A 24,703-nucleotide genomic window follows, 5' to 3' on the forward strand; every position below is an offset into this window, starting at 1 on the left:
GCATCAGATCACCTTGAAATGGTGCGTCCCATCGCGCGCCAGTTGCGCGACCAGGCCGAACTCCCAGTCGAGGTAGGACTGCATGGCCTCGGCGGGCGCGTCGGTGCCTTCGTAGGGGCGACGGTAGCGGTCGGTGCGCGGTGTGGCCAGGCGCGTGTCGCCGGACTCGGTGGGCAGGCCGCCGGCGAACCATGCGGCGTTGCCGCCCTCCAGCACGCGCACGTCGGCATCGGGCTGGCCGCGGGCGTCGAGGGCGGCGCGCAGGTCGTGCGCTGCGTATCGCGCGAGCAGGCTGCTGCCACATGTCAGGACGTAGCGCGATGCGGGCGCTATGCGGTCGAGCGCCTGCGCGAATTGCGCGCGGATCGCGAACCAGGCGCCTTCGATGTGGCGCTTTGCGTAGTTGACGCCGGTGGTCACGTCGATGACGGCGGTGCGTTGCAGGCTGTCGGCCAACTCCACCACGCCGATGGTTCGATGTGCGGGCGCGGGCGGGAGAGCACCGGCGGGCTGGCCTTTCTCGACGAAGTCGCGGCCCGCGTTGTCGTGGTCGACAACGTACACGCTCCAGCCCATCTGCGCGAGCCACGAGGCGGTCATCGGGGCGCGCACGCCGTCGTCGTCGATGAGCACGATGCGGGCGCCGCGCACGGGAACGTGGTGATCGGTCTCTTGCACGAGCTGGCCGCCGGGCGCACTGGCGAAGCCGGGCACGTGGCCGGCCTCGTATTCCTCGGGCGTGCGCACGTCGAAGCGGTACAGCGTGCGGCCGGGTTCGCGCAATGTGGGCAGGGCGTCGAGCTTGATCCAGCGCACGCCGGCGCGATCGGCCACGCGGCGCGCATCGGCTTGTGCCCGCGCCTGGTGGATTTCATTGAGCAGGCGGGGTGCGCGGACTGTGGCGCCATGGTCCAGCACCTGGCCGGCGAGCTTCCAGCCGACGGTTCCGTTGCGCAGGGCGGCGAGCGGGTTCGGAATGCCCGCGTTCACCAGCGACTGGGTGCCGATGATGCTGCGCGTGCGGCCCGCGCAGTTGACGATGACCTGCGTGGAAGGGTTCGGCGCGAGTTCGCGCACGCGCAGCACCAACTCGGCGCCGGGCACGCTGGTGGCCGAGGGGATGCTCATGGTCTGGTATTCGTCGAAGCGGCGCGCGTCGAGCACCACGACGTCGGCCTTCGCATCGATCAGGGCCTTCACCTCCTGCGCCGACAGCGAGGGCGTGTGGCGCTCGTGCTCGACCAGTTCGCCGAAGGACTTGCTCGGCACGTTGACGTCGCGGAAAAGCTCGCCGCCTGCGTCACGCCACCCTTCGAGATCGCCTTCGAGGCGGCGCAGGTTCGTGTAGCCGATGGCTGCCAGCACGGCTGCGGCGCGCGGCACCAGGTCTTCGCCATCGTGTTCGCCGTAGAGCACGATGAGCGTGTCGCGCCGCGGGATGCGCCGCCAGGCGTCGAGCTCGATGCGCGACAGCGGCAGGTTGGCGGCCCACAGCGGATGCGACTGCGCGAAGGGATCTTCCTCGCGCAGGTCGATGAAGGCGGTTTCCTCGCGGGCCAGCAGGCGGGCGCGGACTGCGGCAGCAGAAATGCTCTGGAGATGCGGCGCGGCGCGGGCCGGAGCGGGCCGGTCGGCCAGGAGTGCGGAGTCGGTCATGTGGGGTGTGATGCGTGGTCGGTCAGACGTGGCTTCGGAGTTCGGCAGAGCGGTCCCAGAGGTTGGGCAGCACGGTGTTGGAATAGCCGGAGACGAAGGGCTTGCAGCCACCGTCCTCGGGATAGACATGGCGCCGCACGGCGCCGATGTTGGCGCCGTAGACGTGGATGCTGATCGACACGCGGTCGTCGAAGGCGTTGCGCACGCGGTGCACGTCGCCGATGGCGGGCGACACGGCCTCGACCTCGCCTTCATCGAGGCGCACCTCCTCCGCCTGCGGGTAGAGCAGGCCGCCATGCGCCGTGTAGCCCCGGCTGAACTCCGCGCCGCGCAGCATGCCGATCAGGCCCCAGACGGTGTGGTCATGCACCGGCGTGGCCTGGCCCGGACCCCAGACGAAGCTGACGACCGAGAAGCGCTCGGTGGAATCGGCATGCAGCAAATATTGCTGGTAGCGCAGCGGGTCGGGCTGCGCGAAGGCGTCAGGAAGCCAGTCGTCGCGGGCGACCAGCCAGCGCAGCATGGCGCCGCCGTCGCGCAACACGCGGCCTTCGTCCGGGCGGTTGTCGAGCAGGCGGCCAAAGGCGGTGACGAAGTCGCGCAACGGGGCGATGGAAGTGAAAGTCATCGGCATGCCTCCGTGCCGCGCGCTGCGGCGCGAGCTTGCGCCGCGCTCATGCGGGCCGCCGCCACAGTTCCGCATCCGTGATCGCCCGCACGTCCACGCGCACCGGCAGGATGCCATCGCGCGCCGAGCGGTCGGCGACGTTTTGCAACGCGACGATGTCGGCCTCGCTCACCGGCCGGCCGGCCACGGTGGAGCGCGCGGTGATGATGCGCGAGGACTCGATCGGCAGGCGCGTGAGCTGGGTGTAGGCCTGCGCATAGGCCTCGGGATTGGCAAGGGCCCAGTCGCCGGCACGGGCCAGGCGGTCGAGGAATTGCACGATGGCGGTGCGCTTGGCCGGGTCGGCGAGCGCGGCCTCGCTGGCGGTGATGAAGCCCAGCGCCGTGTTGATGCCACGGCCATCGCGCAGGATGCGCCCGCCCTGCTGCGTCGCGATCGTGTAGTAGGGGTCGAAGATGGCCCAGGCCTCGATCTGCTTCGAGGCGAAGGCCGCGGCCGCATCGGTCGGCAGCACGAACTTGATGGTCAGTTCCTCGCGCTTGACGCCGGCCTCTTCGAGCGCACCGTAGAGCTGGTATTGCGAGATGCTGCCGCGCGCCGACGAGACGATCACGGTCTGGCCGCGCAGGTCGGCCACGGTGCGGATCTTGGAGTCGCCTTGCACCACGATGCCGAGGGACTCGGGCTTGCCGACGCGCGTGGCGACGATCTTCAGCGGCGTCTTGCCGACGGCCGCGGCGAGCACCGGCAGGTCGCCGGCCATGGCCGTGTCGACCGCGCCGCTGCGGTGCGCCTCGAACAGCGGCGCCGCGCCCTGGAAATTGGCCCAGCGCCAGGCGAAAGGCACGCCTTCCAGCGTGCGCGACGCTTCGAGCAGGGCGCGCAAGCCGCCGGCCTGGTCGCCGAGGACGAGCGAAGCTTGCTGCTGTGCGATGGCGGGCCGCGCGATGAGGCTTGCGGTGCCGATGGCCGTCGCGGCTTGAAGCAACGTGCGGCGGGAAAGCTTGTGATCGATGTTCATGCGTTGGCTTCTTTCAAGGCGCGTTTGCCGGCTGCGACGAGCACCGCATCGTTCTGCGGCGTATGGATGCGGCTGCACAGCACGTCGCGCCAGTGGCGCTCCAGCGGGTTGTGGCGCGTGAGGCCGTGGTTGCCGCTGAGTTGCAGCGCGAGTTCGACCGCGCGGATCGCGTTGTTCGTCACCGTGTACTTGAGCAGGCCGCTGTCGATTGCCGGCGGCGCATGGCCGCTGTCCACCGCAGCGGCGGTTTCGTCGAGCAGCACGCGATTGACGTGCAGCAGCGCGTCGATCTCGCCCACATGCTCCTGCACGCGCGGCAGGCTTGCGAGCGGCGCGCCGAGGCCGCTGGGCGCACGCTGATGGAGGAAGCCGATGAGCCAGTCGCGCGCTGCCCGGGCCACCGCGTCATAGAGGCTGCCTAGCAGCACCACCATCCAGGCCTGCTGCGTGGCATGCGCGTCGATGTCGGTCTGGCTGCCGGCATCGGGTGCCCATTCGCCAGGTGCGCGCAGGTCGACCGCATTGGCCAGCGGGATCGAGACGTCCTCGAAGATGACTTCATGGCTGCCCGATGCGCGCAGGCCCAGGTGGTCCCAGCTGGCGACGACGCTCACGCCTTGTGCGTGGCGCGGCACGAGGAAGGTGCCGACGCGCGATTCCGGCTCGTCGGTGCGGCCCCAGACGGCGAGCCAGGCCAGGCCTTCAATGCCGGTGGTGTAGAGCTTGTGGCCGTCGATGCGCCAGGTGTCGCCATCGCGCCGCGCGACGGTCGCCGGGAGGCCTCCTCGAGCGGGTGAGCCGAGCAGCGGTTCGACGCGCAGCGCGTTGATGAGCGCGCCCCGCTCCACCGCATCACGCGCCACGCGCTCGCGCAATGCGATCGGCCAGCGGTTGTCGCTGCGGCCCAGCGCATGGTGCTGCAGCCAGGTCATCGTGAGGATCAACGCTGTCGCCGGCTCGCCACGGGCGACGGCGGCGATCACGCTGCACGCGGTTTGCAGCGTGGCGCCGCCACCGCCGAATTCGCGTGGCGCGACAAGGCCGATGAGGCCATGCGATTGCAGCAGTTCGAAGTTGGCATGCGGGAATGCGCCACCGCGGTCGAGGTCCTCGGCGGTGCTGGCGAACTGCCGTGCGAGTTTTTCAAGCAGCGCTGCATCCGGCGGGGCAGGCAAGCGGAGATCGGACGCCGTGCGGCGCAGGGGTAAGGCACTCATGCAGCGAAGTTAAGCGCGCATGCCGCGCAGGCGAACGACCGATCCCGCATATCCAAACTCGTTTTTCTGCGTTCGCTTCCGGCGTGCCGGCCGGTACGGTTCACCCTCCTCAACGTCCGACAGAGCGCATGAACATTGCTTCCTTCAATCGCCGCGAGTGGCTGCAGGCCGCGGCCGCCCTGGGTGCAGCGGGCCTCGGCGCGACCGCAGCGCAGGCCGCGCCATCGCAACGACAAGACCTCAGTGGCGTGACCTTGCGCGTCGGCACCTACAAGGGCTTGTGGCGCCCGTTGCTCACCGCATCGGGGCAGGCCGACACGCCCTACAAGATCGACTGGCGCGAACTCAACAACGGCGTGCTGCACATCGAGGCGATCAACGGCGATGCGCTCGACCTCGGCTCCGGCAGCGAGATCCCGGCCGTGTTCGCGGCGCGGCAGAAGGCGCATGTGCGCTTCGTCGCGGTGACGCATGAAGACCTCAACAACCAGGCCACGCTGGCGCGCAAGGACGCACCGATCAAGTCGATCGCCGACTTCAGGGGCAAGCGCATCGGCTACGTGCGCGCCACCACCTCGCACTACTACCTCGCCAAGCAACTGGCCGAGGTCGGACTCTCATTCAACGACATCACGCCGGTGAGCCTGACGCCGGCCGATGGCCTCTCGGCGTTTGCGCGCGGCGACCTCGATGCGTGGGCCATCTTCGGCTACAACGGCCAGTTGGCGCGCACGCAATACGGCGCGCGGACCATCAAGACGGGCGTGGGCTATCTGTCCGGCAACTTCCCGATCTATGCCAACCCGCGCACGCTGGACGATGCGCCGCGTCGCGCTGCGATCGCGGACCTGCTGCAGCGCCTGCAGCGCTCCTTCGCCTGGATCAACAGCAACTACCTGGCCTACGCCCGCGCGCAGTCGGCCGAGACGCGCGTGCCGGTGGGCGACATCGTCGAACTCTTCAACGGCCGCAGCGGCGACTACAGCCTGGCAGCCGTCGACGACAGCGTGATCCGAAGCCACCAGGATGTGGCCGACACCTTCCAGAAGCTGGGCGTGCTCGATGGCCCCGCCAATGTGCGGCCGTTGTGGGACCGCAGCTTCGAAACGATTCTTCGCGCGCACGGCGCGTGATCCTCTTCTTCATCAAAGGACAGCACATGAGCCAACAACAACACAACGACGTCGAATTCATCGGTATGATCCAGGGCCAGAAGGTCTCGGAGATCCATGCCGCCAAGGGCCCCGCGATCGACCGCGACTACGTACGGGCCTTCGCGCAGGCGCACGAGCAGGCGGGCTTCGACCGTGTGCTCGTGCCCCATCATTCGACCGGCCCCGATGCGACGCTGACCGTTGCCTTTGCCGCTTCGGTCACCGAGCGCATCCACTTCATGCTGGCGCACCGGCCCGGCTTCGTGGCGCCGACCCTGGCGGCGCGCCAGTTCGCATCGCTGGACCAGTTCAGCGGTGGGCGGCTCGGCGTGCACTACATCTCGGGCGGCTCCGACGACGAGCAGCGCCGCGATGGCGACTGGCTGAACCATGACCAGCGCTATGCCCGCACCGATGAATACCTCGACGTGCTGCGCAAGGTGTGGACCAGCGAGAAGCCCTTCGATCACGAAGGCGCGCACTATCGCTACGCAGGCGCGTTCTCCGAAGTGAAGCCGGTGCAGACGCTGAACGGCAAGCCGCATGTGCCGGTGTACTTCGGCGGTGCATCGGAGGCCGCGATTCCGGTGGCCGGCAAGCATGCCGATGTGTATGCGCTGTGGGGCGAATCGCTGGACCAGGCACGCGAACTGACCTCGCGCGTGCGGGCCGAGGCGGCGAAGCATGGACGGCAGGTGCGCTTCTCGGTGTCGTTCCGGCCGATCCTGGCAGAGACGGAGGAAAAGGCATGGGAGCGTGCGGACCGCATCCTCGAAGAGACGAAGCGGCTGCGCGTGGTGCAGGGCTTTGGTCGCGGGGGGCCGCAGCAGAGCGAAGGTGCGAAGCGGCTGCTGGCGGCTGCGGAGAAGGGACCGCGTGTCGACAAGCGGCTGTGGACTGCGGTGGCGCAGGAGATTGGCGGACGCTCGAACAGCACCGCGCTGGTCGGCACGCCGGAGCAGGTGGCCGATGCGCTGCTGGACTACTACGACCTGGGCGTGACGACCTTCCTGATTCGGGGCTTCGACCCGTTGGAGGATGCGATCGACTATGGGCGTGCGCTGATTCCGCGTACGCGTGAACTCGTCGCACAGCGTATCGCCTCGCAACGCAAGGCCGCCTGATCCCCATGAGCGCCGTTCTCTCCATCAACCGCAGCGCATCCACCCGCCTGCAACTCAACCCCAACCCGCAACAGAAATACTGGTTCGACCCACCCGAGGAGCGCACCAGTGTCGAAGCCGAGCGTCGCCACCGGCAAGAGCGCCTCGCCGGCGCCTTCCGCCTGTTCGCCCGCTTCGGCTTCGCACAAGGCCTCGCCGGCCACATTACCGCGCGCGACCCGGAGCTGACCGACCACTTCTGGGTCAACCCGCTCGGCATCCACTTCTCACGCATCAAGGTGTCGGACCTGTTGCTGGTGAACTCGAAAGGCGAGACCGTGATCGGCGACCGGCCGCTCAACAAGGCCGCCTTCGCGATCCATGCCGCGATCCACGAGCACAACCCGAAGATCATCGCCGCCGCGCACACGCATTCGACCTACGGCAAGGCCTGGTCGACGCTGGGCCGCCAACTCGGCACGATCACGCAGGACAGCTGCGCCTTCCACGGCGACGTGGCGCTGTTCGACGACTTCACCGGCATGGTGGTCGACGAGAGCGAGGGCCTGCGCATCGCGAAGGCGTTGGGCGACGGCAAGGGCGCGATCCTCAAGAACCACGGCATCCTGACCGCCGGCCCAAGCGTCGAGGCTGCGGCCTGGTGGTACATCGCGCTGGACAACGCCTGCCACACGCAACTGTTGGCAGAGGCCGCCGGCACGCCGCAGCCGATCGACGAGGCGGTCGCGCAGCACACGCACAGTCAGATCGGCGGCCCGGATGGCGCACGCCATGCCTTCGAGAGCCTCTACGAAGGCCTGGTCGAAGCCGAGCCTGAACTCCTTCAATAGCAAAGCGGGCACCGCCATGAACACATCTCTTTCACGCCGCGGCGTGCTGGCGCGCGGCGTCGGCGCGGCAGCCGTCCTCGCATCGAGCGGTCTGCTGGCCTCGCGCGCCTGGTCGCAGCCGCGCAAGCTCACCTTCGCCTGGAACGCCACGGCCTTCTGCCTCTCGCCCGTGGTGGTCGCGCAGGAGCGCGGCATCTTCGAGAAGAACGGCTTGCAGGTCGATCTCATCAACTACACCGGTTCCACCGACCAGTTGCTGGAGTCGCTGGCCACGGCCAAGGCCGATGCGGCGGTGGGCATGATCCATCGCTGGCTCAAGCCCCTGGAGTCGGGCTTCGACGTGAAGATCGTCGGCAGCTCGCACGGCGGCTGCGTGCGCATGGTCGGCGTGAAGGAGGCGGGAGTCACCGACCTCAGGAAACTCAAGGGCAAGACCATCGGCGTGTCGGACATCGCGAGCCCGGGCAAGAACTTCTTCTCGATCCTCCTGAAGAAGAACGGCATCGATGCCGACACCGACGTGACCTGGCGCCAGTACCCGGCCGACCTGCTCGACATCGCGGTGAACAAGGGCGAGATCCAGGCCATTGCCGATGGCGACCCCACGCTCTACCTCATCGAGAAGCGCAACAAGGGCCGCTACGTGGAGCTGGCCTCCAACCTCTCGGGGGAATACAAGGACAAGGTCTGCTGCATCGTCGGCGCGCGCGGTGAACTGGTGCGCAACGACAAGCCGACCGTGGCCGCGCTGGTGCGCTCGATCGTGCAGGCCTCGGACTATGTGGCGGAGAACCCGAACGAGTCGGCCAAGCTGTTCGCGAAGTATTCGCCGAAGGTGCCGGTGGAGGACTTGCAGGCGCTGCTCGGCACGTTGACGCATGCGCACCATCCGACCGGCAAGAGCCTGCGCCACGAAGTCGAGTTCTATGCGCGGGACTTCAAGTCGGTCGGGGTGCTGAAAAGTTCGACCGATCCGGTGCGGCTGGCGAACCATGTGTCGGTGGACGTGCTCGCATGACGACGGCTGACAACGTACTCAGCGCGCCGTTGCAGAGGACGGCGTCGGCGGCGCGGCCCGTTGCGGCACCGCCGCCGCGCGTGCAATTGGCAACTGTTGCCAGCACCGCTCCTGCCTCGCTGCATGAAGCGCCCTTCACTGGCATTTGGCGAACGGGTGTGATCGCGTCGATGGCCTGGCTTGCGCTCGGCGCGCTGACGCTCGCATGGCCCAACAAGGAAGTCGGTTTCAGCGACTGGAATTTCACGCGGGAGTTCGGCATCTCGGCGCTCGTCGTCGCGGCGCTGGTGCTGGCCGTTGCCTTGCTCGGCGCACGGGCAGGTCGTGTCGGGCGCACGCTGCGGCCCGCGGGGCAATGGCTGGTCGCCGCGCCGCTGCTGCTGGTGCTGTGGGAAATCGCCACCGCCAAGCTCGGCCTGCTGCCACCGCCCTTCTTCGCACCGCCGCAAAGCCTGGTCGATGTGGCCGTGGAAGACTGGCAACGGCTCGGCCTCTCGACCGCGCATTCGCTGCGCCTGCTGGCGCATGGCTTCGTGCTCGGCACGCTGGTCGGCTTCGGCACCGGCGTGTGGATCGGCTGGTCGCGCATCGCGGGTTACTGGGTGCATCCGCTGCTGCGCTTCCTCGGGCCGGTGCCTGCTTCGGCGTTGTTGCCGCTGGCCTTCTTCTTCGCGCCGTCGAGCTATGCGGCGGCGGTGTTCCTCGTGGGGCTGGCCACCTTCTTCCCGGTCGCGGTGCTCACCTGGTCGGGCGTGGCGTCGGTCAACAAGAGCTACTACGACGTGGCCCGCACGCTGGGTGCGAGCGAGTGGTTCCTGGTGCTGCGCGTGGCCATCCCTGCGGCGTTGCCGCAAGTGTTCGTCGGCTTGTTCATGGGGCTGGGTGCATCTTTCTCGGTGCTGGTCACGGCCGAGATGATGGGCGTGAAAGCCGGCCTCGGCTGGTACCTGCAATGGGCGCAAGGCTGGGCGGCTTACGCCAACATGTACGCGGCCTTGCTGGTGATGCCGGTGCTGTGCTCCAGCCTGATCACGCTGCTGTTCACCGTGCGCGACCGCGCGTTGTCGTGGCAGAAGGGGACGGTCAAGTGGTAGCCCTCGCGCCCTCCATCGAGGCTGGCGCGCGCATCGGCGTGCAGAACGTCAGCCACTGGTTCAAGCAGCAGACTGGCGGCGTGCTTCAAGTGCTGGACGACATCAGCATCGACGTGCAGCCCGGCGAGTTCGTCGCGTTGCTGGGGCCGAGCGGCTGCGGCAAGTCGACGCTGCTGCGCCTCGTCGCCGGCCTGGAGCCCGCGACCGCCGGCACCATCACGCAGGACGGCACGCCGATCACACGGCCCGATCCGTCGCGTATCGTCGTGTTCCAGGACCCGACGCTGTTCCCCTGGCGCAGCGTTTGGGACAACGTCGCGCTCGGCCTGCAAGCGCGCGGGCTGCTGAAGTCGCAGCGTGTGCGCGTCGACGATGCGCTCAAGCTGGTCGGCCTGACCGAGTTCTCGAAGAGCTTTCCGCACCAGTTGTCGGGTGGCATGGCGCAGCGCGTGGCGCTGGCCCGTGCCCTCGTCAACGACCCGCAGTTGCTCGTGCTCGACGAGCCACTGGGCAAGCTCGATTCGCTCACGCGCATCGCGATGCAGAGCGAGCTGGTCAACCTGTGGCAGCGCGCGGGCTTCTCGGCCTTGCTGGTGACGCACGATGTGGAAGAGGCGCTGTTCCTCGCGAATCGCGTGATCATCCTGAGCGATCGTCCTGCGCGCATCACGGCGGAACTGCTGGTCGACCTGCCCTATCCGCGGCATCGCGGACATCCGCGGCTGGCGGAGTTGCGGCATGAGGCGCTGCGGCATCTCGGGCTCGACGCGACCTGGTGACCCGTGCTCGCCCCACGACTTTGCCATCGAGCGCAGAACAAGTCGGAGCGCCGCAGACAGTGCTGTGGCACGGCAAGGCGATCCAGCGCAGTGATGCGTTCGATGGCGAAGTCGCCTTTTGAACCATGAACATCCCGAACGCCGAGTGGGTCAACCCGCTGATCAGCGCGCTGGAAGCCGTGCAGCTCGCGGTGCTGCGCCTGCTGTCGTGGGTGGGTCTGTCGGGCACCAGCGAGGGGCAGGCTGCATGGCCCTGGCCGCTTCGATTGACGGGCGAGAACCTGTTGATCGACCTGGGACAGGCGCGGCGCCTGGCGTGGACGCTGGCGCTGCTGGCGCTGGCTGTCGTCGTGCTGCTGCTTGCGCTGTTCTGGCGTCGGCGCCGATGGTGGCTCATGGGCACCGTCCCGTTGCTGCTGTTGCTCGCGCCCTGGCCCGATGCCAGCGTGCTGATGGCGCCCGCGCAGCCGACGAGCTTTCATCGCTCGCCCACCGGCTTCAGCGCGGGGTCGATCGCGCAAGGCCGCGCGCTGTATGCGCAACATTGCGTGGCATGCCACGGCGCGGACGGTCGCGGCGGAACGCTTGCATCGGCGCAACCCGTGTGGCCGCCGAACCTCGCCGGGCCATTGCTGTGGAAGCGCGCCGATGGCGATGTGCTGTGGCGCATCCTGCACGGCACCCACGACCGGCGCGGCCGCGCGACGATGCCGGCCTTCGCCGACAGCCTCGATGCGCAAGACGTGTGGGCGTTGATCGACTTCATGAAAGCCAACGCCGCGGGCCAAAGCCTGCGCGCGACCGGCGCCTGGGCGCAGCCGATCGCCCTGCCCGACATGACGGTGCGCTGCGGCGACCATGCGCCGAGGGCGCTTTCTGCATGGCGCGGCCAGCGCATGCGCATCGTGCTTGCCGACGCATCGACGGCGCCACCTCTGGAAGACCCGCGCCTCGTGAGCATCATCATCCGCACTTCCGCGCGCGCCACCACCACGCCGTCGGCGGATTGCGAAGTCGACAACGCCGATGCCCGCGAAGCGCTCGCGCTCATCGCCGGCGCCGGCACCGACGCCCTCCCCGGCCTGCAATTGATCGCCGACCGCGACGGCTGGCTGCGCGCCCGCAACGCGCCGGATCAGTCCGCGTGGTCCGAAGACGACCTGGTCTGCCGCACCGACCTCGCACCCCAAGCCACCAGGGGCGTGCCAGCCAGCGACGGCCTCGGAGCCCTCATCGCACGCATCGACGCCGAGCCCGTGCGGTCCGTCAAGGGCGGCTTCATCCACTGATCTTTTTTCAACCAAGGACTCGCAATGATTTCAAGCACCACGTCACGCCGCCACTTCATCGCCGGCACCGCCGCCACACTCATCGCACTGCCGACGCTCCATGCCCAAACCCGCCCCGTGCTCAAGGCCGGCGACCAGAAGGGCGGCCTGCGCGCGCTGCTCGAAGCGGCCGGTGGCCTCGAAGGCCTGGCCTACGACATCCAGTGGTCCGAGTTCCCCGCCGCCGCGCCGCTCGCCGAAGCGCTGAACGCCCAGGCCGTCGACTCCGGCCCCATCGGCGATGCACCCTTGATCTTCGCCCTCGCGGCCGGCACGCGCGTGAAGGCCATTGGTGCGAACCGCGCCGACTCCTACGGAACCGCAGTGCTCGTGCGGCCCGACTCACCGCTCAAGACCGCTGCGGACCTCAAGGGCAAGAGCATCGCCACCAACCGCGGTTCCATCGGCCACTACATCACGCTCAAGGCCATCACCTCGGCGGGCCTGAAGCCGGAGGACGTGAACATCCGCTTCCTCGCGCCGGCCGATGCCAAGCTGGCGCTGACGCAAGGCTCGGTCGACGCATGGGCGACGTGGGAGCCGTACACCGCATTGGCCGAAACCAGCCAGCATGCGCGCGTGCTCGTAAGCGGACGTGGCCTGCTGCCGGGCCTGAGCTACCTGGCCGCGACCGATGCCGCCATTGCTTCCAAGCGCCCGGTGCTGCAGGACTTCCTGCAACGTGTCGTCAAGGCACAGGTCTGGTCGTATCGCAACGTCGATGCCTACTCCAGCACGCTGGCCCGCATCATCGGCATCCCGCCCGAGGCGGCGAAGTTGCAGTTCGAACGGCGCCAGCAGAAGTGGATCGCGATCGACGCCAAGGTGATCGCGGACCAGCAAGGCACCGCCGACTTCTACGAGCAGGTCGGGCTGATAAAGCAGCACCTCGACGTGCGAGGCACTTTCGATACGGGCTTCGGGACCAGCGCATAGCGCTGGCCCGAAGAGTGGGCAGACTACCGCTTGACGTCGAACCTGTCGAGGTTCATCACCTTGGTCCAGGCGGCCACGAAGTCATCGACGAACTTCTCCTTGGCATCCGAACCCGCATAGACCTCGGCAACGGCCCGCAGCACCGAGTTCGAACCGAACACCAAGTCCGCACGCGTCGCGGTCCAGCGGGATTCGCCCGACTTGCGATCACGCCCTTCGAACTCGTCGTTGCCGCCCGCGACCGCCTTCCACTCCGTCGCCATGTCGAGCAGATTGACGAAGAAGTCGTTGGTCAGCGTGCCCGGCTTCTGCGTGAGCACACCATGCTTCGAGCCACCCGCATTGGCGCCGAGCACACGCAGCCCGCCCACCAGCACGGTCATCTCCGGCGCCGTCAGCGTCAGCAGCTGCGCCTTGTCGACCAGGAACACTTCGGCCGGCACGCCATAGCGCACGCTCGTGTAGTTGCGGAAGCCGTCCGCGACCGGTTCCAGCGGCGCGAAGGAGTCCACATCGGTCTGCTCCTGCGACGCATCGGTGCGCCCCGGCGTGAACGGGACCTTCACCGTGCGGCCGCCATCCTTGGCCGCCTTCTCGACGCCCGCATTGCCCGCCAGCACGATCAGGTCGGCCAACGAGATCTTCTTGCCGCCGGCATTGAAGTCGCTGCGGATGCCTTCGAGCGTCTGCAACACCTTCGACAGTTCCTGCGGCTGGTTGACCGCCCAGTCCTTCTGCGGCGCCAGCCGGATGCGCGCACCATTCGCACCGCCACGCTTGTCGGAGCCGCGGAAGGTCGAGGCCGAGGCCCAGGCCGTCGAGACCAGTTGCGCCGTCGTCAGGCCCGAGGCCAGCACCTTCTGCTTCAGCGCCTCGGCGTCCTGGTCGCTGACCAGTGGATGATCCACCGCGGGCACCGGGTCCTGCCAGATCAGCTCTTCCTTCGGCACTTCCGGCCCGAGGTAGCGCGCACGCGGCCCCATGTCGCGGTGCGTGAGCTTGAACCAGGCGCGCGCGAAGGCATCGGCGAACTGGTCGGGGTGCTCCATGAAGCGGCGCGAGATCTTCTCGTAGGCCGGGTCGAAGCGCAGCGACAGGTCGGTGGTCAGCATGGTCGGCACCAGCTTCTTCGACGGGTCGTGCGCATGCGGGATGGTCGCGCCTGCGCCCTTGGCCACCCACTGCTGCGCGCCGGCCGGGCTCTTGCTCAGTTCCCACTCGTAGCCGAACAGGTTCCAGAAGAAGTTGGTGCTCCACTTGGTCGGCGTGGTGGTCCAGGTGACTTCCAGGCCGCTGGTGATCGTGTCGCCGCCCCGGCCGGTGCCAAAGCTGTTGTGCCAACCCAGGCCTTGGGCCTCGATGCCGGCGGCTTCGGGTTCCACCGCCACGTTCGATGCCGGCGCGGCGCCGTGGGTCTTGCCGAAGGTGTGGCCGCCGGCGATGAGCGCCACGGTTTCCTCGTCGTCCATCGCCATGCGGCCGAAGGTGTCGCGGATGTCGTAGGCCGCGGCGATCGGGTCGGGGTTGCCGTCCGGGCCTTCGGGGTTGACGTAGATCAGGCCCATCTGCACGGCGCCCAGCGGGTTCTCCAGGTCGCGCGAATGCTTCACCTGGCTGTCGTCGTCCTTCACGAGCACTCCGTGGGCCTCGTCGACGCCCGGCGATCCGCGCGAATAGCGGACGTCACCGCCCAGCCACTTCTGCTCCTGGCCCCAGTACACGTCCTGGTCCGGCTCCCACACGTCGGGCCGGCCGCCGCCGAAGCCGAAGGTCTTGAAGCCCATGGTCTCCAGCCCGACGTTGCCCGCGAGGATCATCAGGTCGGCCCAGGAGATCTTCTTGCCGTACTTCTGCTTGACCGGCCAGAGCAGGCGCCGGGCCTTGTCCAGGCTCACGTTGTCGGGCCAGCTGTTGAGTGGCGCAAAGCGCTGCTGGCCGCGCCCACCGCCCCCACGTCCATCGCCGATGCGATAGGTGCCGGCGCTGTGCCAGGCCATGCGGACGAAGAGCGGCCCGTAGTGGCCGAAGTCCGCCGGCCACCAGTCCTGCGAGTCGGTCATCACGTCGGCGAGATCCTTCTTCAGCGCCGCGTAGTCCAGGCTCTCGAATTCCTTTGCATAGTCGAAACCCTCGCCCATCGGGTCCGACTTGGCGGAGTGCTGGTGCAGCAAGTCCACCCGCAACTGCCGAGGCCACCAGTCGCTGTTTGACGTGCCACCACCGGCTGCCTGGCTGAAGGGACACTTTGCCTCGGTCTTCTCATTGGCCATGGATTCAATCTCCTGTTGTGCGTGAGGGGAGATCGATTCTGTGGCAGACACCGCGCGAGGGGAATAGAGCAATTCAATGCCGGCCATAGCGTGCCGACCAAGGGTTTGTCATATCCCTGCCAAAGACAGTTCTCTCATTTGGAATCAACGAATCGTTCGTTCCGGAAATGAAGCGTGACCGCCAGAATCGCCCTCATCATGAATTTCCAACAACTTCGCTCGGTGCGAGAGGCCGTGCGAAGCGGCTTCAACCTGACCGAGGCCGCGCAGACATTGCACACCTCGCAACCCGGCGTCAGCCGCCAGATCCGCGAACTCGAGGACGAACTCGGCATCGAGCTGTTCGTGCGCGCCGGCAAGCGATTGACCGGCCTCACGGAGCCCGGCGGCCATGTGCTGCCGATCATCGAGCGCGTGCTGATGGAGAGCACCAACCTGCGCCATGCGGGGCAGGAGTTCGTCGCGCAGCAGAGTGGTGTGCTGTCGGTCGCGGCCACGCATTCGCAGGCGCGCTATGCGCTGCCGGTGGCGGTGCAGGAGTTCCGGGCGCACTATCCCAACGTGCGGCTGCACCTGCACCAGGGCTCGCCCAAGCAGATCGTGCAGATGCTGCTGGAGGGCGAAGTCGACGTGGGCATCGCGACCGAGGCGCTGGCGGACTATCCGCAACTGCTCGCCCTGCCCTGCTACCGCTGGACCCACTCGGTGATCGTGCCGCCGGGGCATGCGCTGCTCGACGCGCCGCTGACGCTTGAGGCGTTGGCGCAGCATCCGCTGATTACTTATGACACCGGGTTCACGGGGCGGACGCGAATCGACGACGCTTTTGAACAGCACGGCCTTACGCCGAACATTGCGCTGGCGGCGATGGATGCGGATGTGATCAAGACCTATGTGGGGCTGGGGATGGGGGTCGGGATCGTGGCCAACATTGCGTATGAGGCGGAGCGGGATGCGCAACTGCGGGCGATCGATGCGGGGCATTTGTTCGGCATCAACCTGACAAAGCTGGCGGTGCGGCGTGGGAGCTATCTGCGGGGGTATGTCTATGCCTTCATCGAGTCGTTTGCGCCGACGCTGACGCGGGCGGTGGTGGACCAGGCACTGAGCGACGAAGCGACTCTCGCTTGACCTGTGCAGGCGGCGTGCGCCCGCCGTAACATCGGCGCCTTCGAAGTAGTCTTACAGCACCACCCGCCGCCGTCTTCCAGACGCATGGCGCTTGGGCTTCAAGGATGCGCGCATGCCAACGAAGAAGACCGCCACGGGCGAAGGCGCCTCGGCACCCGAACTCATTTCCAAACGCATCGCCGACCTCGGTGACTGGCGGGGCGAAACGCTCGCCCGCATGCGCAAGCTCATCCAGCAGGCCGACCCCGACGTCGTCGAGGAATGGAAGTGGATGGGCACGCCGGTCTGGGAGCACGACGGCATCATCTGCACCGGCGAGTCGTACAAGGACAAGGTCAAGCTGACCTTCGCCAAGGGCGCGCATTTGAAGGACCCGGCCAAGCTCTTCAACTCCAGCCTGGATGGCAACCTGCGTCGCGCGATCGACATCGCGGAAGGCGAGGAAGTGGACGCGACCGCCTTCAAGGCGTTGGTGCATGAGGCGATCGCGCTGAACAAGACCAAGCCTGCGAAGAAGGCCAAAGCCAAGGCCTGAGCGGCGTCGCGTGGGCGGACAGTCCACGCACTGACACCGGCATGAGGATGCGCGCCCACGCGGCGCGCAGCAAGCGCGAAAAGCGCATGTCGATATCCGGTTTGATTCGAACCCGGTGCGCCCCTGCGCTCCTAGCATTTCGAGTCCTTCCGATCACATGCACACCCGCAGGAGCCTTGCCCCATGAGCACGCCGAATCCGTCCAGCCTCGACACCACTTTCAACGCCTTTAGGGTCCGCCGCGTGGCCGGCAACATCGGTGGCGAGGTGCTGGACTTGAAGCTCTCGTCCACGCTGCCCGAGGCAACGCAAGAAGAAATCAACGCCGCCTTGGTCAAGCACAAGGTTCTGTTCTTCCGCGGTCAGTCACAGCTCGATGACGCCGAACACCAGGCCTTCGGCGCACGCTTCGGCAAGACCGTCGCGCACCCGACCGTGCCGTCGCCGCAAGGCACCAAGCTGTTCGAACTCGACGCCTCGAAAGGCGGCGGCCGCGCCGATTCATGGCACACCGACGTGACCTTCGTCGATGCCTTCCCCAAGATCTCGATCCTGCGCGGCGTGACGATCCCGGCCTATGGTGGCGACACCGTCTGGGCCAACACCGCCATCGCCTACGAGCGCCTGCCCGAGAACCTCAAGCGCCTGGCCGACTCGCTCTGGGCCGTGCACAGCAACGATTACGACTACGGCGCCGACCGCGTGGTGGTCGAGGAGGAACGGCTGCGCCATCACCGCAACGTGTTCGTCTCGGCCGTGTACGAGGCCGAGCATCCTGTGGTGCATGTGCATCCGGTCTCGGGCGAGCGCGGCCTGTTGCTCGGCCACTTCGTGAAGAAGATCGTCGGACTGTCGAGCAGCGAGTCGGCGCGCATCTTCGAGTTGCTGCAGAACCGCGTCACGCGGCTGGAGAACACGGTGCGCTGGAACTGGAAGCAGGACGACGTGGCGATCTGGGACAACCGCGCCACGCAGCACTTCGCGATCAACGACTACGGCAAGCAACCACGCCTGGTGCGGCGCGTGACGGTGCATGGCGAGACGGCGGTGTCGGTCGACGGCCAGCGCAGCCGCACGCGCAGCCGGCCCGAGGCGACCAATGACGAGCGCATCGACGAACTCATCACCGCGACCGCCTGAACAACGCAACAGCACAAGACCATGAACGATTTCAACAACGCCCGCCGCGGCCTGCTCAAGGCCGGCGCCGCACTCGGCGCGGGCGCCCTGCTCCCTGGCCTGGCCGCAGCCCAAGGCGGCGCCAAGAAGTTCGACGGCGTCACGCTCAACGTCTCCACCTTCAGCGCGGCCTACCCCAAGCTGCTGCAGCAATGGCTGCCCGAGTTCGAGGCGCTCACGGGCGCCAAGGTCAACTTCGACGCGCCCTCCTTCCCCGTCTACAACCAGCGCGTCGACCTGGAGCTGTCGACCAAGGGCGCCGCCTATGACGTGGTCAACGTCACCTTCATCTATTCGAGCCGCTGGATCAACTCGGGCTGGCTCACGCCGCTCGACGACTACATCAAGAACCCCAACCTCACGCCCGCCGACTTTGACCTCGCAGACTTCCTCCCCGGCGCCCGCGCGCCCGAGACCGGCAAGGACGGCAAGCTCTACGGCGTGCCGTGGACGGCCGAGGCGCTGCTCACCGCCTCGTCGCGCTTCGACCTGGTGCAGAAGGCCGGCCTCGCCTTCCCCGACACCACCGACGACCTGGTGAAAGTTCTGCGCGCCGTCAACAAGAAGGAGCGCGTGGCCGGCTTCGTCGCCGACAACCACTACGGCTGGACCTTCGTGCCGTACCTGCATGCCTTCGGCGGCGACGTGTTCCGCAAGGCGCCGGACGACCTGTTCCCCACGCTCGACACGCCCGAGGCCATTGCTGCCGGCGAGTACTACGCCAACCTGCTGAAGGAGTTCGGCCCCGACGGCGCAGTGACCTACCAGCCTGACCAGGTGACGCAGGCGCTCAAGCTCGGCCGCGTGAACTTCACCGATGCGGGCCAGTTGCACCTGGCGCAACTCGGCGACCCGGCCACCAGCAAGACCATCCAGACCGTCAAGTTCGGCCTCATCCCCAAGGGCCCGGCCGGGCGCTTTCCGGGGACTGCGGTGCACGGGCTCGGCATCCCCGCCGGCTCGAAGAAGAAGGAGGCCGCATGGGCCTTCATCCAGTGGGCGCTGAGCAAGCAAACCACGCGCCGCGCCGTGGCCGCGGGCTATGGCTCGCCGGCCCGCCGCTCCGACATCGACTCGACCGAGTTCCGCCAGAAGCAGGTCATCAACGGCAGCGACCTCGCCAAGCTCTCGCTCGACTCGATCGAACTGGCCTCGAAGACCGGCCACATGAAGTACCGCACCGTGTCGGTCTATCCGCAGGTCGACCAGCAGCTCAACAAGGCGATCGAGCTCATCGCGACCGGGCAGCTGTCTGCGAAGCAGGCGTTCCAGCAGGCGCAGGCGCAGTCGATCGCGGAGCTGAAACGGGCAGGCCTGAACCTGTGAGTGCGATCGCCGTTGCGCGGAGGGCTGGCAACAGTTGGGAGGCTGAGCGCAAGCGCGCCTTCCTCATCGGCCTGTCGCCCTCGCTGCTGGTGCTGCTGGCGATCACGCTGGTGCCGGCGGCGGCGCTGCTGGTCGCGAGCCTCACGCCGCTGAGCTTGACCGATCCGGCCAACACCTTCCGCTTCGACGACCCGTTCGGCAACTACCGGCACCTGCTGGAAGACCAGCGCTTCCTGGCGTCGATCGCGGTGCAGTTGAAGCTGTCCGTTGTCAGCGTCGCGCTGCAGCTTGGCGTGGGGCTGGGGCTGGCGCTGCTACTCAACGGAAAGTCGAAGGTGCTCGGCGCCACGCGCACGGTGTTCCTCATTCCGATGGTGCTGCCGCCGATCGTCGTGGCGCTGATCTGGAAGATCATCTACACGCCGGACGTGAGCCCGATGCATCGCGTGCTCGACGCGGTGGGCCTGCCGGTGCGCTCGCTCATCGCCAACCCCGACACCGCGCTGTGGGCGCTGACCGTGGCCGACACCTGGCAGTGGTTCCCTTTCACGATGTTGATGGTGCTGGCCTCGCTGCAGATGATCCCGGACGACCCGATCGAAGCGGCCAGCCTTGACGGCGCGAACCGCTGGCAACTGTTCCGCTACATCATGTTCCCGTACATCCGGCCGGTGCTGCTGGTATGCGGCCTGTTCCGCCTGATCGACAGCTTCAAGGCCTTTCCGCTGATCTACGTGCTGACCAACGGCGGACCGGGTTCGGTCACCGAGGTCACCAACTACTACGGCTTCATCCAGGCCTTCAACTTCTCCTACTGGGGCTATGCGAGCGCGATTGCGATGGTGATCCTCGCAGGCGTTTTCATGCTGAGCTGGCTGGTCGGAAGACTCGGGTGGAATGATCATGCAGAGCGGTAAGAAGGAGGCTCCGAACGAGTCCTTCGCGGAACGCGCATCCTCGGCTCGGGCGGTGCGCGGCGTTGCAAATCCTCGCCATAGCTTTGGCTATGGCTCCGGTTTGCGCCTTGCGCCCCATCCCGACCCGAGGCGCGCGTCCTCGCGAGGACTCGTCCGGAGCCTCCCCGCGATCGACGGAGGGTTGATCGGCATCGGGCACGACGAAGGTGTCACGCTGCCTGCCGCACCTGTACCGCGGACCCGGACGGCTCCCCAGCGCCGCACACGCAAGAAGCCCTGGCTGCGCCGCCACGCACGCCCCATCGTCGCGGTGCTGCTGATGCTCATCTTGCTCTCGCCCTTCCTCTGGCTGGTGCAGCTCGCCTTCAAGCCCGCGGCCGACATCTTCGAGGACAGCCTGCTGTTCGTGCCTACGCTCGACAGCTTCAGGAGCCTGCTGCAAGGCAACTTCCTCAAGTCCTTCGGCAACAGCCTGCTGGTGAGCACGCTGTCGACCGGCATGTCCTTGCTGATCGGCGTGCCGGCCGCCTATGCGCTCACGCGCTGGCAGTTCAAGGGCCGCGACCGCATCGCGCTGTGGATCCTGGTGACGCGCATGGCGCCGCCGATCGCCTTCACCATTCCGTTCTTCCTGGCGTACCAGTACCTCGGCCTGCAGGACACCGTCATCGGCCTGGCGATCGTGTACCTCACCTTCAACCTGGCCATCGTGATCTGGTTGATGCAGACCTTCTTCGAGGCCGTGCCGGTCGCACTGGAAGAGGCCGCGTGGATCGACGGCTGCGGCATCTGGCAGGCCTTCTGGCGCATCACGCTGCCGCTCACGGCGCCGGGGCTCGCGGCCACCGCGGTGCTGTGTTTCATCTTCTCGTGGAACGATTTTTTCTACGCGCTGATCCTCACGCGCACCAATGCCATCACGGCGCCGGTCGCGATCGTCAACTTCCTCCAGTACGAAGGCTGGGAATGGACCAAGATCGCCGCGAGCGGCACGCTGGTGATGTTCCCGGTGATCGTGTTCACCGTGCTGGTCCGCACCTACCTCGTGCGCGGGCTCACGGCCGGCGGCGTCAAGGACTGAACGAACGTGTCTTCTTCCATCACCATCCGTAACCTGGTCAAGGACTTCGGCAGCACGCCCGTGCTGCGCAGCATCGACATCGACATCCACGAGGGCGAGTTCCTTGCGCTGGTCGGGCCGTCGGGCTGCGGCAAGTCGACGCTGCTGCGCATGATCGCGGGGCTGGAGAGCATCACCGGCGGCGAGATCCGGCTGGGCGATGAACTCATCAACGACGTGGCGCCACGCGACCGCAACATCGCGATGGTGTTCCAGAACTATGCGTTGTATCCGCACATGACGGTCGCCCAGAACCTCGGCTTTGCGCTGCAGATGCAGGGCACCGACCGCAAGGAGATCGACCAGCGCGTGCGCCAGGCCGCCGACATCCTGGGCCTCGACCAGTTGCTGGGGCGCAGGCCGAAGCAACTCTCCGGCGGCCAGCGCCAGCGCGTCGCGATGGGCCGCGCCATCGTGCGCCGGCCCGAGGCCTTTTTGTTCGACGAGCCGCTGTCGAACCTCGACGCCAAGCTGCGCGTGCAGATGCGCACCGAGATCAAGGCGCTGCACCAGCGCCTGGGCACCACCACCGTCTACGTCACGCACGACCAGGTCGAGGCGATGACCATGGCCGACCGCATCGTGGTGCTGAAGGACGGCGTGGTCGAGCAGGTCGGCGCGCCGCTGGCGCTGTATGACCAGCCGCGCAATGCGTTCGTGGCAGGGTTCATCGGGTCGCCGGCGATGAACTTCATTCCGGGGCGGTTGCAGCTGGACGGGGCAGCTCCGCCGCATGTGGTGACGGATGACGGTCTGCAATTGCCGCTCGCGCTAACGCCTGCGCGCGGAGCGCATGGGGACCGCGTGCTGTATGGGGCGCGGCCGGAGCACTTCACGCTGGATGCGAGCCGCGGGGCGGGGGCGGATGTGATCGTGGTCGAGCCGACGGGGTCGGAGACGCAGATCGCGGCGCGCTTTGCGGGGCAGAACGTGATTGCGGCGTTTCGGGACCGGATCAGTGCGCGGGCGGGGGATCGGCTGCCGTTGTGGCCGCTGGGGGAGGCGGCGCATTTGTTTGATGCGGGGAGTGGGGTGCGGTTGAATTGAGTTGCGCGCCGCAGCACGCGCCGCATGGTGTCCCAGGCAGGCTCAGAACACCTGGAAGTATCCGGCTTGGGACTAGCAAGCCTCGGACAACGGCTCTATCTCGGGTGGTCGATAGATGCAGTGAGCCGATCCCGGTACCCTCGCGACGGTTGGCAACCACCCCGATCGCCCATGGAAGAGAAGACACAGAAGACTGGAGGCCGGTATCGCTACGGTGATAGGCGCACCTGGGAAATCGTCTCCGATGCGGCGCTCAGCTTCGACCGACCTGTAACTGTGCGCGAGATTGAGGAGCTCGTGCTCGCGGAAATACCGCACTTCGCGCCCAAGAACTTCCTCCCCGATCTTTCAGCGACCTCGGTCAACAGCAGGTCCCGCGGCAACTTTTTGAAAGGCGCGCCCCGCCGGACTGATGCTGGTAGCGAATACGACCGTCTGTTCCGCATTGGCGAAGGGCGCGGTGTTCGCTACTTGGCATACGACCCAGAGAAGCACGGCGTCTGGGAACTGTACGACGGCGGCGGCAAGGTGCTGAGCGTCCGTCAGATCAAGACGGCCGACGACCTGGCGCTGGAGCGCGCCCGGCATGCGTTCGAGACGAACGGTCAATTCAGCCCGGCAGACATGTCCGACGAACGCAAGCGCGTCCTGGCGGCCATGGTGCTGCGCGAGGGGCAGCCCGCCTTTCGCGCCGGGCTCATCCGAGCCTATGGCGGGCGATGCGCGATCACGGGTTGCCCTGTGGTCGACCTGCTCGACGCCGCTCACATCGCACGCTTCAGCGGCCCCAAGTCCAATGTGATGCCCAATGGCTTGCTGCTGCGGACCGACATTCACAAGCTCTTCGACCTGCACCTGATCTGCGTCAACCCTGGAACCTTGAAATTGCAGGTGAGCGACACCCTCCTGGAAAGCGAATACGCCCGACTGGCTGGTCAGTCGATTCGTCTGCCGTGCGACGCCATGGACGCCCCTAGCCTCTTGGCGCTCAGGGAACATCGCCAGGACTGCGCATGGGCGCTCGCCGATGACGCCGAAGCAGGATCAAACACCAAGGTCCCAGGTGACCGGTAAGAACGACGCCACCAAGCAAGGCAGCGGGCCGATCACGCGCAGGATGATCCCACCGATTTTTTGACTGTGCTGGCGGCGTTGCGTTGCTAATGCAGACGCTGCGCACGGTGGAAGCAGCGGACGCGTGGCAGGCAATCAGATCCCCTCAAATACTCGCCCCCGACACCACCTCGAACTCCCGCCGAAGCGCATCCCCATGCTCGTCAATGCCGGGCGCCTGCACAAACACGCTGTCATCCCACTCCGTCGCATAGGGCGTCGCCGGTACCTGCGCAACGAGCCCGCGCACATTCATCGGCCGCGTCCGCAGTTGCGGATGCTGGATCAAGTCATGCACCGAGTTGATCGCGCCATAGGCCGTCTGCGCCTCCGTCAGGCGGTCCACCGCCTGCGCATAGGTCAGTCCCGCAAACACATCGCGGATCAACGACTCCAGGTCCGCGCGATTGCTCGTGCGCACGGTGTTGCTCGCGAATCGCACGTCGCTCGCAACGTCCGGACGCAGCAGTACGCGCTCGCAGAAGCTGGCCCATTCGCGTTCGTTCTGGATCGACAGCACGAGTTCGCGCCCGTCCGAGCAGGTGAAGGCACCGTAGGGCGCGATGCTTGGGTGCTTCAGGCCGACGCGGTCCGGCGCACCGGCGCCGTAGCGGGCCTGGAGATAAGGCACGGTCATCAGTTCCGCGGCCGAATCGAAGAGCGACACCTTGACGCCGCTGCCGCGCCCGGTGCGCTCGCGCTGGATCAGCGCCTGCTGGATGCCGATCAGCGCGTTCATGCCGGCGGTGATGTCGCAGATCGACACGCCTATGCGTCCCCATGGCCCCGGCGCGCCGCTCACCGCGACCAGGCCGCTCTCCGCCTGCACCAGCAGGTCGTACGCCTTGAGTTCATGCAGCGGGCCGCTTTCGCCGTAGCCGGAGATGTCGCAGGTGATGAGGCGTGGATGCTGTTCCCGCAGCGTCGCCGAGCCGAAGCCCAGCCGTGTCGTCGCACCCGGCGCAAGGTTCTGGATGAACACATCCGCACTCGCCACCAGCGCCGATAACTGCGCGCGGTCTTCCTCGCTGCGCAGGTCCAGCGCGATCGATTCCTTGCCGCGGTTGATCCAGACGAAGTACGAGGACTCCCCGTGCACCGCGCTGTCGTAGCCGCGCGCGAAGTCGCCTTCCGCACGCTCGATCTTGATCACCCGCGCGCCTGCATCGGCCAAGCGGCTGCTGCAATACGGTGCCGCCACCGCCTGCTCCAGCGCCAGCACGGTGATCCCTTCCAGTGGTTTGCTCGCCATGTCTCGCAGTCCTCCTGAATCGGTGTCG

At 67.2% G+C, this 24,703-nt stretch carries 22 protein-coding genes; 16 read left to right on the plus strand and 6 right to left on the minus strand.

The annotated features are described in order from the left end of the window. Positions 1-3: 3 nt before the first annotated feature. Genes WKW79_RS28315 through WKW79_RS28330 form a run of 4 tightly spaced genes read right to left on the minus strand, consistent with a single transcriptional unit; the run spans position 4 to position 4,522 of the window. On the minus strand, positions 4-1,656 hold the full coding sequence (locus WKW79_RS28315; RefSeq protein ID WP_340338564.1) for a rhodanese homology domain-containing protein: 1,653 nt from the start codon (positions 1,654-1,656) through the stop codon (positions 4-6). Between the two features lie 22 nt (positions 1,657-1,678). Continuing rightward, the gene (locus WKW79_RS28320) at positions 1,679-2,284 is read right to left on the minus strand and encodes a cysteine dioxygenase family protein (RefSeq protein ID WP_340338565.1); all 606 of its coding nucleotides are present in this window, start codon (positions 2,282-2,284) and stop codon (positions 1,679-1,681) included. A 46-nt stretch (positions 2,285-2,330) separates the two neighbouring features. Then, positions 2,331-3,305, minus strand: coding sequence for an ABC transporter substrate-binding protein (locus WKW79_RS28325; protein ID WP_340338566.1), 975 nt, complete (start codon positions 3,303-3,305; stop codon positions 2,331-2,333). Beyond that, a complete protein-coding gene (locus tag WKW79_RS28330) occupies positions 3,302-4,522 on the minus strand; it encodes an acyl-CoA dehydrogenase family protein (protein ID WP_340338567.1) in 1,221 nt (406 codons plus the stop codon). Before WKW79_RS28330 ends, WKW79_RS28325 begins: the two co-directional genes overlap by 4 nt. Positions 4,523-4,650: 128 nt before the next feature. Between WKW79_RS28330 and WKW79_RS28335 the strand changes: the two genes are divergently transcribed. From WKW79_RS28335 to WKW79_RS28370, 8 genes are all read left to right on the plus strand, one after another. Next, positions 4,651-5,655: an ABC transporter substrate-binding protein gene (locus WKW79_RS28335; protein ID WP_340338568.1), complete on the plus strand. Its 1,005-nt coding sequence runs from the start codon at positions 4,651-4,653 to the stop codon at positions 5,653-5,655. A 26-nt stretch (positions 5,656-5,681) separates the two neighbouring features. Continuing rightward, the gene (locus tag WKW79_RS28340; RefSeq protein WP_340338569.1) at positions 5,682-6,800 is read left to right on the plus strand and encodes an LLM class flavin-dependent oxidoreductase; all 1,119 of its coding nucleotides are present in this window, start codon (positions 5,682-5,684) and stop codon (positions 6,798-6,800) included. A gap of 5 nt (positions 6,801-6,805) precedes the next feature. Beyond that, positions 6,806-7,630: a class II aldolase/adducin family protein gene (locus WKW79_RS28345; protein WP_340338570.1), complete on the plus strand. Its 825-nt coding sequence runs from the start codon at positions 6,806-6,808 to the stop codon at positions 7,628-7,630. Positions 7,631-7,646: 16 nt separating this feature from the next. Beyond that, positions 7,647-8,648, plus strand: a complete 1,002-nt coding sequence (locus tag WKW79_RS28350) for an ABC transporter substrate-binding protein (RefSeq protein WP_340338571.1) — start codon at positions 7,647-7,649, stop codon at positions 8,646-8,648. Further along, the gene (locus tag WKW79_RS28355; protein WP_340338572.1) at positions 8,645-9,742 is read left to right on the plus strand and encodes an ABC transporter permease; all 1,098 of its coding nucleotides are present in this window, start codon (positions 8,645-8,647) and stop codon (positions 9,740-9,742) included. The genes WKW79_RS28350 and WKW79_RS28355 overlap by 4 nt, the downstream gene beginning before the upstream one ends. A 38-nt stretch (positions 9,743-9,780) precedes the next feature. Continuing rightward, positions 9,781-10,521 carry an ABC transporter ATP-binding protein gene (locus WKW79_RS28360; protein ID WP_422823979.1) on the plus strand — a complete coding sequence of 247 codons (741 nt, stop codon included), beginning with the start codon at positions 9,781-9,783 and terminating at the stop codon, positions 10,519-10,521. Between the two features lie 125 nt (positions 10,522-10,646). Further along, entirely contained in the window at positions 10,647-11,810 is a 1,164-nt protein-coding gene (locus tag WKW79_RS28365; protein WP_340338574.1) for a c-type cytochrome, read from the plus strand. Positions 11,811-11,834: 24 nt separating this feature from the next. Next, positions 11,835-12,785 carry an ABC transporter substrate-binding protein gene (locus WKW79_RS28370; protein ID WP_340338575.1) on the plus strand — a complete coding sequence of 317 codons (951 nt, stop codon included), beginning with the start codon at positions 11,835-11,837 and terminating at the stop codon, positions 12,783-12,785. A gap of 23 nt (positions 12,786-12,808) precedes the next feature. Here WKW79_RS28370 and katG read toward each other — a convergent pair whose 3' ends face one another. Continuing rightward, positions 12,809-15,055, minus strand: coding sequence for a catalase/peroxidase HPI (gene katG, locus WKW79_RS28375; RefSeq protein WP_340338576.1), 2,247 nt, complete (start codon positions 15,053-15,055; stop codon positions 12,809-12,811). 198 nt (positions 15,056-15,253) lie between these two features. Between katG and WKW79_RS28380 the strand changes: the two genes are divergently transcribed. From WKW79_RS28380 to WKW79_RS28415, 8 genes are all read left to right on the plus strand, one after another. Beyond that, positions 15,254-16,186 (plus strand): CysB family HTH-type transcriptional regulator, encoded by a 933-nt coding sequence (locus tag WKW79_RS28380; protein ID WP_340338613.1) that lies wholly within the window; start codon positions 15,254-15,256, stop codon positions 16,184-16,186. A gap of 112 nt (positions 16,187-16,298) precedes the next feature. Next, positions 16,299-16,721, plus strand: coding sequence for a DUF1801 domain-containing protein (locus tag WKW79_RS28385; RefSeq protein WP_340338577.1), 423 nt, complete (start codon positions 16,299-16,301; stop codon positions 16,719-16,721). 183 nt (positions 16,722-16,904) lie between these two features. Next, positions 16,905-17,861 (plus strand): TauD/TfdA dioxygenase family protein, encoded by a 957-nt coding sequence (locus WKW79_RS28390; RefSeq protein ID WP_340338578.1) that lies wholly within the window; start codon positions 16,905-16,907, stop codon positions 17,859-17,861. Between the two features lie 21 nt (positions 17,862-17,882). Further along, the gene (locus WKW79_RS28395) at positions 17,883-19,226 is read left to right on the plus strand and encodes an ABC transporter substrate-binding protein (protein WP_340338579.1); all 1,344 of its coding nucleotides are present in this window, start codon (positions 17,883-17,885) and stop codon (positions 19,224-19,226) included. Continuing rightward, on the plus strand, positions 19,223-20,143 hold the full coding sequence (locus WKW79_RS28400) for a carbohydrate ABC transporter permease (protein ID WP_340338580.1): 921 nt from the start codon (positions 19,223-19,225) through the stop codon (positions 20,141-20,143). The genes WKW79_RS28395 and WKW79_RS28400 overlap by 4 nt, the downstream gene beginning before the upstream one ends. Positions 20,144-20,462: 319 nt before the next feature. Then, positions 20,463-21,224, plus strand: coding sequence for a carbohydrate ABC transporter permease (locus WKW79_RS28405; RefSeq protein WP_340338581.1), 762 nt, complete (start codon positions 20,463-20,465; stop codon positions 21,222-21,224). Between the two features lie 6 nt (positions 21,225-21,230). Further along, positions 21,231-22,310: an ABC transporter ATP-binding protein gene (locus tag WKW79_RS28410; protein WP_340338582.1), complete on the plus strand. Its 1,080-nt coding sequence runs from the start codon at positions 21,231-21,233 to the stop codon at positions 22,308-22,310. A gap of 171 nt (positions 22,311-22,481) precedes the next feature. Next, a complete protein-coding gene (locus tag WKW79_RS28415) occupies positions 22,482-23,384 on the plus strand; it encodes an HNH endonuclease (protein ID WP_340338583.1) in 903 nt (300 codons plus the stop codon). 145 nt (positions 23,385-23,529) lie between these two features. Here WKW79_RS28415 and WKW79_RS28420 read toward each other — a convergent pair whose 3' ends face one another. After that, on the minus strand, positions 23,530-24,675 hold the full coding sequence (locus WKW79_RS28420) for a CaiB/BaiF CoA transferase family protein (protein WP_340338584.1): 1,146 nt from the start codon (positions 24,673-24,675) through the stop codon (positions 23,530-23,532). Between the last annotated feature and the right edge of the window lie 28 nt (positions 24,676-24,703).

Source organism: Variovorax robiniae (assembly GCF_037889955.1).
GTDB classification, from domain to species: Bacteria; Pseudomonadota; Gammaproteobacteria; order Burkholderiales; family Burkholderiaceae_C; genus Variovorax; species Variovorax robiniae.